This window comes from Subtercola boreus, from assembly GCF_003399645.1.
GTDB lineage: Bacteria > Actinomycetota > Actinomycetes > Actinomycetales > Microbacteriaceae > Subtercola > Subtercola boreus_A.
On record NZ_NBXD01000002.1, the window covers coordinates 416,203 to 422,745 of the forward strand.

The window sequence follows — 6,543 nt, forward strand, 5'->3', positions numbered from 1 at the left end:
CTTAGGCACGCGCGTACTTCCCCGTGTCGAGTTCACGAAGTAATTCTTCGAACTCGGGGCCAACCAACGCCACTGCGTCTTGTCGAATGGACATCACGACTGGGTCGTTCTTTTCTATCGCGTCACGGAGCCACGATCGCGTCGCGTTGTAGACGTGTCCCTCGTTGCCTGTCCATGCCATGATCTGTTGGCTGAGGTCGTGGGCAAAATCCACGATCGAGTCGTGCGAGCTGTCGTCCGGATGCACGATGAGAACATCAATGTCAGAATCAGGGCCGGCTGATCTCCGCGCGAATGATCCATAGAGGTAGGCCGCGAGTTCGTTGTGCATCGCCAATTCGCCTCGAAGGCGGTCGAGCAATTCCCGACGAGCATTTACAGCCAACTCGATCGAGGGCCAGAGAAGGTGATGGCGGTTTCCGCGCCAGAACGTCGAGTTGCCGTGGATCGTCGACAGAACAAGTCCTGACTCGGCGAGGCGCGCTAGGGCCTTCCGCACACCATAGGGCGACCCAGAATCTATGAGTCGATGGACTTGCGCAGCGCTAAATTCGGTGTCCGCTCCGGCTAGTACACGAAGCGCTTCGGCCTCCACTGGGGGAGCGATTGTACGGAATGGCAACTCAAGGTCCATGGTCCCAGTATGCAATTCGAGTTGTGATAGTGCAACCACGGTTGCACGGATACAACTCTAGTTATCAAAGTGGACGTATTGGCTCAACAGCCAGGCCCACCGCAACCCGGGCCTGGTCATCCCTCAACGCGGGGAAGCACCAGGACGTCACCGCATCCGACTTCGCCGCCGCCCAGTGTGCAGCCCGGTACACCGTCGCCGCGCCCACACTGAACCGTGCGGACAGTTCAGCGACTTTGTAATCCCCGGAATGGTACTCAGCCACAAGGTGTCCCTCCACCGCACGAGACGGCTTGGGTTTTTCCCTTTCAGCCGTCCCTTCGCTTTCGCGACGCGCATGCCCTCTTTCGCGACACGCATGCCCCCTTTTATGCGCGCCCGGATCGGACTCGAACTCCGCGACCATCGCCAACGCGTTAAACAGCAACCGACTGTCGGGTCCTCCGGGTCGTGGACACTCCCACCGATCCGGAGCTCTACCCCTTTCTGGCTGAGTTCGTCGTCGGCAGCCGGTCGATGCGCTGTGATCGGAACTATCGTGCAATCATCGGCGGGGATGGCTTCCCTCTCATCGCAGGGCGAGACTAACTAGGGCGAGGCGTAGCCCTCAAACCCTGCGTGAATGCGGACTTAAAACGGTAGCTGGGGTTGCTGGGCCCGGAGGTCTCTCTTCCGAATGGCAAAGGGTGGTAATGGATCCTCGTCGGCCGATGCTTCTTGGTGAAGCCTCGGTATTTCACGCCGGACCAGTCAGAATGAAGTGTGCCCGACTCCTTACAACGTCATCCCTCGGCGTTCATCTCCTGGGCGCATGTCGATCCTGATTGGTCGCAGCGAGAGATCGATGCTCGTAGGGAATTAGTCTTCAACTTTGCGACCGCGCTTCGAGGCAACGGCGTCGATGCTGACGTAGATCTCTATTACTTGACTGACCCTGTCGATTGGACTCGCTGGGGCCCGAGTCGCGTCGATGAGTGTGAGTTCGTGCTCATCGTGGTGTCGAATAGCTGGCGTCTGGCGTGGGAAGGCGGCGGCGATTCCAGCAAAGGAGCTGGCGCCGCGGCTGAAGCTGACTCGCTCCGCAGCATCTATGCCGCAGATCGGAAGGTTTTCATCGAAAAGGTGCGACTCATACTTCTACCCGGGGCGAACAGTGAGGACATTCCTTCTGGCCTGCACGGTGTGCCGCGCTTCCGCATCGAGACGATAGATGAAGCTGGGCTATCAGACCTCCTTAGGAGTCTCACCAAGCAGCCGGAGTTCATGAAAAATGCACTTGGACCCCTGCCGGAGCTCCCGCCAAACCCTCCGGCTTTTGCGGGCGCGTCGTACGCGGCCGCTCCGACTAACTCAGTTGACGCCGACGAGACCGTTGCACCCCCAATGTCGGATGTCTCACCAGGTCAACGCAATGCACTCGCAAAGGCACGGGAGTATCTGCGGTACACCGCCTTCTCTAGGAGCGGCTTACTAAATCAGCTGGCTTCGGAAGGCTTCTCAATGGACGATGCGGAATTTGCCGTAGCGAGCGCAGGCGCAGCGTGGGACGAACAGGCCGCAAAAAAGGCCGGCCAATACCTCGCGCACATAGCCCTTTCGAGAGAAGGGCTGCTGAACCAGCTTGTCTCCGAGGGATTTTCCGAGTCCGAGTCAGAGCGCGCGCTGGCGAATATCCGTGCGGATTGGACGGAGCAGGCCGTCAAGAAGGCCAAGGAGTATCTCGTACAAGGAGCCTTCTCCCAATCCAGGCTGTCAAGCCAGCTCGTGTTCGATGGCTTCACTGAGAACGAGGCCACGGCCGCCGCTGCGGACACCTATCAGTAAAAGCCGACTACGCCAGGCCGTGGTTTGACCGAGACATATAGATCAACCAGGGGTGATGATGACCGAACGAATAGTTGATACTCGGTCGGTCTTCGTGGTCCACGACCGTAATGAGCCGCTGCGAAAGGCGATGTTCGAATTCCTTCAAAGCATTAATCTCTCTCCGATCATCGTGGGCGGCGCGGCGATCTCGACCGTGCTGGTTCTCGTCAGGATCATCCGGGGCCAACGCCCGGTGTATCGCGCGTACCGGCAGTATCTGGGCCGGTCGATTCTGCTCGGGCTCGAGTTTCTGGTCGCGGCAGACATCATCCGCACGGTGGCGGTGACGCCCACACTCGACAGCGTCGCGGTGCTCGCGGCGATCATCCTCATCCGCACCTTCCTGAGCTTCTCGCTCGAACTGGAGATCACGGGCCGGTGGCCGTGGCAGACCAGCAAGGCGCCCTCGGCGGAGTCGGACCCTGCGCTCGGCTCGAAAGGTGCTAGGGCCTGACCTTCCGGTTGTCTCCCGCACCCTGGGTTCAGGCAGGCAGAACGATGACCTTCCCGGCGACGCCGCCTGCGGCAGCCTCGGCGTGCAGGGCGGGCAGCTCGGTGAGCGGGATGCGACGGGTCACCTCGACGGTGAGCTCACCGCTGTCGACGAGCGACACCAGCTCGGCCAGGCGCTCACGGTTCGGCAGCACAAAGACGGTCGCAGCGCGCACACCACGGCTTTCGTCGCCAGGAGTCGCCATGAACGCGGTAGTACTGACCACAGCGCCCCCATCGCGAACGAGCCCCACGAACGAGGCGAACTGCTCCGGATCGATCGGGGCGAGGTTGAGCAGAACGTCGACCTGCTCGCCGACGGTACTTCGCAGGTCGGTGCTGGTGTGGTCGACGATCTCATCGGCACCCGCCTCGCGCACCGCGTCGATGCTGCGCGGGCTCGCCGTCGCCACGACGTGCACGCCCGCACGCTTGGCGAGCTGGATCGCGTACTTGCCCACGACGCCGCCCGCCCCCACGATGAGCACATGCTGCCCCGCCTCGAGCCGCCCCTCGTCGAAGAGCGCCTGCCACGCGGTCAACGCGACTGAGGGCAATGCCGCGGCGTCGGCGAGCGGGATGCTCGTCGGGGCCTTCACGAACGAATCCGCCGGGGCGACCACGTACTCTGCCGCACCGCCGTCGCGCTCCATCGGCAGGAAGCCGATCACGTCGTCGCCCACCGCGACCCCGTCGACTCCCTCGCCAACCGCGTCGATGGTACCCGAGACGTCGTAGCCAGGCACGTGCGGCAGCACCACCGGGATCGGCAGGAACCCGGCCCGCATCCCGTTGTCGGCCGCATTGAACGCCGACGCCGCAACGCGGATCCGCACCTCGCCGGCCGCCGGTGTCGGCTGCTCGATCTCCTCGTACTTCAGCACCTCGGGGCCGCCCACTTCGTGGAAACGTACTGCCTTCATGATCTATCCCTTCGTCATATGCTTCGAGTTCGTAGCAATAGCTAGAAGGTAGCACTGCTTTGAACTCGAAGCAACACGTAAGATGGGATTCATGACCGAGCCGCCCACATCCCTGACGCCCGCCCAGCTCGGGGCGTACTTCGCCTTCACCGAGGTGAGTAGCCTGGTGCGCCACTCCGTCGAGAAACAGCTGCGCAGCGCCGGCGATCTGAGCTACGTGCAGTTCCAGCTGCTTGCCCGCCTGGGCGACGCTCCCGACGGCCGGCTGCGCATGACCGATCTCGCCGACGGCGTGGTCTACAGCCGCAGCGGCCTGACCTACCAGGCGCAACTCCTCGAACAGCGCGGGCTCGTCACCCGCGCGCCCTCACCCGACGACGAACGCAGCACTGTCGTCGCCCTCGCTGACGCCGGTCGCGCAGTGCTCGCCGCAGTCTTCCCCGGCCACATCGAAGCCGTTCACGAGTTGCTCTTCGCCGCACTCTCCGACCGAGACGTCGGCGAGCTCGCGCGCATCCTCGGCCAGGCGGCCGACCGCCTTCGCGCGACCCCGCCCCGCTCGGCAGCGCCTCGGCAGCGCAAGACCCCCTGAGGTCCGCGCAACCGGCTCGGACAATGCGTGCGTGGAGGGCGTGACGCCCTTGGCTGACAGGCGTGACGGCTCGATACTGGGAACATGGAACCCGAAAAGGAAAAAGAAGCGGTCGGCAAAGTCGCGGAGCGCCTAGCAGAGAAGTTCCCCGACGTCTCCCCAGAACACATCGATGACGTTGTGCAGAGCGAGTACGAGGCCTTGGCCGAAGCGCCTCTGCGCGACTACATCCCCGTTCTCGTGGAGCACGAGGTGCGCGAAGATCTCACCCGAGAGTCGCGTGAATCGGGCGACGCCCACAAATAGGGTAACGCTGGGCGTTATCGTCCATCATCTTTCTTCGGCAAGTTCTGCGTTGGCGCTGCCGCGCCCGCGGGAATCGGATCGCCGCTGCCTTCACTCACCGGCGAGCCGGCGCCGAACCGTTCGGCGCGAACCGCCGGAGTGGGCGCCGAACGCCGGAGACAGGCTCCAACTGGGTTGGCCTCCGCTCGTCGAGGTCAGAGCTCAGTTATCGTCTTCTCGGTGTGTCGACGCTTTGTGCCGTCGACCCTGCCGGTCTTCACATTGCCGCCCCCGCCGCCGCATCCAATCTATGGAAGTGCACCCACATCGCCCGAGCTCTACATCGCTTGCAAACGTGTTCTGGCCTTGCCCGGGAATGGCTCATACGCCTGGCAATGACCGCAAATATAACGGGAGCCGGCAGCGCCGACACCTCCCCGACCGCAAGGCCAACCGAACTCGCGCATGTCTCCTCGCGAGATGCCCCGTGGAAAGCCCGTGCGTAGAACAAGTCCAATACAGAGCCAACGTGACCCGCGGGTAGTAGAACACAAGCTCGTGTTCGTAGACACTAGGTGGGTCTTGAGATGGATTTCGTCTCTCGCGAATGTATCTTGGTTCCCTGGCCGCGAATTGGTGTCCTCGTGATCAACCGACGCGGATTTCGCCCTTTCTGCCAATGATTTTCTGACCAGTCGCTAGATGGACGACAGCCCGAGCTGTCGCCAGGTTCCTGACTCCGGCCGCGTCAGCAATTGCTTCTGCCCGCGCGTAAAACGATGCGCTCGTCCCGGCATCGAGCGTGTATGGGAGTACGGGCGGGGGCGGAAAGTCACCTGGAATCACAACCAAGCTGTTGCCATCCGAAAGCCTGATCCCCCACGGTTGAATCTGAACGGAAGCCGCACCTCGATTGCGAACTAGAATCTCCAAGCACTTGGTATTCCCGGTTCCGGCCCCAACCATCTGCATGTCAGAGTTCACCGACACCACGACACGATGGGCTCCACGGGTCCGCGTGACAATCTGCCAGACGAGCGCCACCACGCCCGTAGCGGCGCCAATCACAGCGATCACGAGGCCAATGATCGAGATGATGAAGGCGGGCAGAGCGAGGGGATCTGGTGACATGCTTCGATCTTGCTAGACCCTAGGGATGCAGCCAAGCTGTGCATGAGACGCAACGGCGACTATTAGAGCTAAAGTCCGTTTAGTTTCAGCTGATGCTCACTACGTCCCCTCATCGTCGTGGCAAGACAGCGACGCCATTGGTGCGCGTTCACTAGGGTCGATCCATGACCGTACTACGCGCAGAGAAATCGACGATCTTTTTTGCCTATCCCGGAAACCCGAAGCTTCGAGCCGAAACAATGCGGGACACGGCTCGGCGCCTTAGCAAGGTCGGTGACAGTGCCCAGACCTGGGAAGACTTGGCCATCGAGGGTCGTGTTCTGGTCGATACGATTTGCGAGGCAATCGACGCGGCGGATTTAGTCATCGCCGAGATCAGCGATTTGAATAGTAACGTTCTCTTCGAAGCAGGATTCGCGCTTGCTCGAAACAAACATCTCTGGTTGATCTTGGACGAGTCGGACGAAGATGCAAATCGCCATTGGAAGGAGATTGAACCGTCCCGGGTTTCGTGCCGTTTTCTTTTTTTGAAAGGATTCGGTTATGTCAAACAAATACCCTGCGGAGGTTCGGGAGCGTTCGACTCGGATGGTGCTCGAACGGTTGACCGATTACCCGTC

Annotated in this window: 8 protein-coding genes; 5 read left to right on the plus strand and 3 right to left on the minus strand. The window is 61.5% G+C overall.

The window, feature by feature from the left end; translation table 11 throughout:
• Window position 1: 1 nt before the first annotated feature.
• A complete protein-coding gene (locus tag B7R24_RS02030; protein ID WP_116417272.1) occupies window positions 2–634 on the minus strand; it encodes a nucleotidyltransferase domain-containing protein in 633 nt (210 codons plus the stop codon).
• Window positions 635–1,396: 762 nt separating this feature from the next.
• Between B7R24_RS02030 and B7R24_RS02040 the strand changes: the two genes are divergently transcribed.
• Window positions 1,397–2,458, plus strand: coding sequence for an Ltp family lipoprotein (locus B7R24_RS02040; RefSeq protein WP_116417273.1), 1,062 nt, complete (start codon window positions 1,397–1,399; stop codon window positions 2,456–2,458).
• A gap of 130 nt (window positions 2,459–2,588) precedes the next feature.
• Window positions 2,589–2,954: a DUF1622 domain-containing protein gene (locus B7R24_RS02045; protein ID WP_116417274.1), complete on the plus strand. Its 366-nt coding sequence runs from the start codon at window positions 2,589–2,591 to the stop codon at window positions 2,952–2,954.
• A 28-nt stretch (window positions 2,955–2,982) separates the two neighbouring features.
• Here the strand turns inward: B7R24_RS02045 and B7R24_RS02050 are convergent, their stop codons facing one another.
• On the minus strand, window positions 2,983–3,915 hold the full coding sequence (locus B7R24_RS02050) for an NADP-dependent oxidoreductase (protein ID WP_116422244.1): 933 nt from the start codon (window positions 3,913–3,915) through the stop codon (window positions 2,983–2,985).
• A 91-nt stretch (window positions 3,916–4,006) separates the two neighbouring features.
• Here B7R24_RS02050 and B7R24_RS02055 point away from each other — a divergent pair, with 91 nt between their 5' ends.
• Window positions 4,007–4,507, plus strand: coding sequence for a MarR family winged helix-turn-helix transcriptional regulator (locus B7R24_RS02055; protein WP_116420042.1), 501 nt, complete (start codon window positions 4,007–4,009; stop codon window positions 4,505–4,507).
• 84 nt (window positions 4,508–4,591) lie between these two features.
• Window positions 4,592–4,813: a three-helix bundle dimerization domain-containing protein gene (locus tag B7R24_RS17235; protein WP_147303930.1), complete on the plus strand. Its 222-nt coding sequence runs from the start codon at window positions 4,592–4,594 to the stop codon at window positions 4,811–4,813.
• Between the two features lie 627 nt (window positions 4,814–5,440).
• Here the strand turns inward: B7R24_RS17235 and B7R24_RS02060 are convergent.
• Window positions 5,441–5,923: a hypothetical protein gene (locus tag B7R24_RS02060; RefSeq protein WP_116420041.1), complete on the minus strand. Its 483-nt coding sequence runs from the start codon at window positions 5,921–5,923 to the stop codon at window positions 5,441–5,443.
• A gap of 164 nt (window positions 5,924–6,087) precedes the next feature.
• Between B7R24_RS02060 and B7R24_RS17240 the strand changes: the two genes are divergently transcribed.
• Window positions 6,088–6,543 (plus strand): hypothetical protein (locus B7R24_RS17240; RefSeq protein WP_216363587.1); only part of this gene is annotated, 456 nt, incomplete at its 3' end.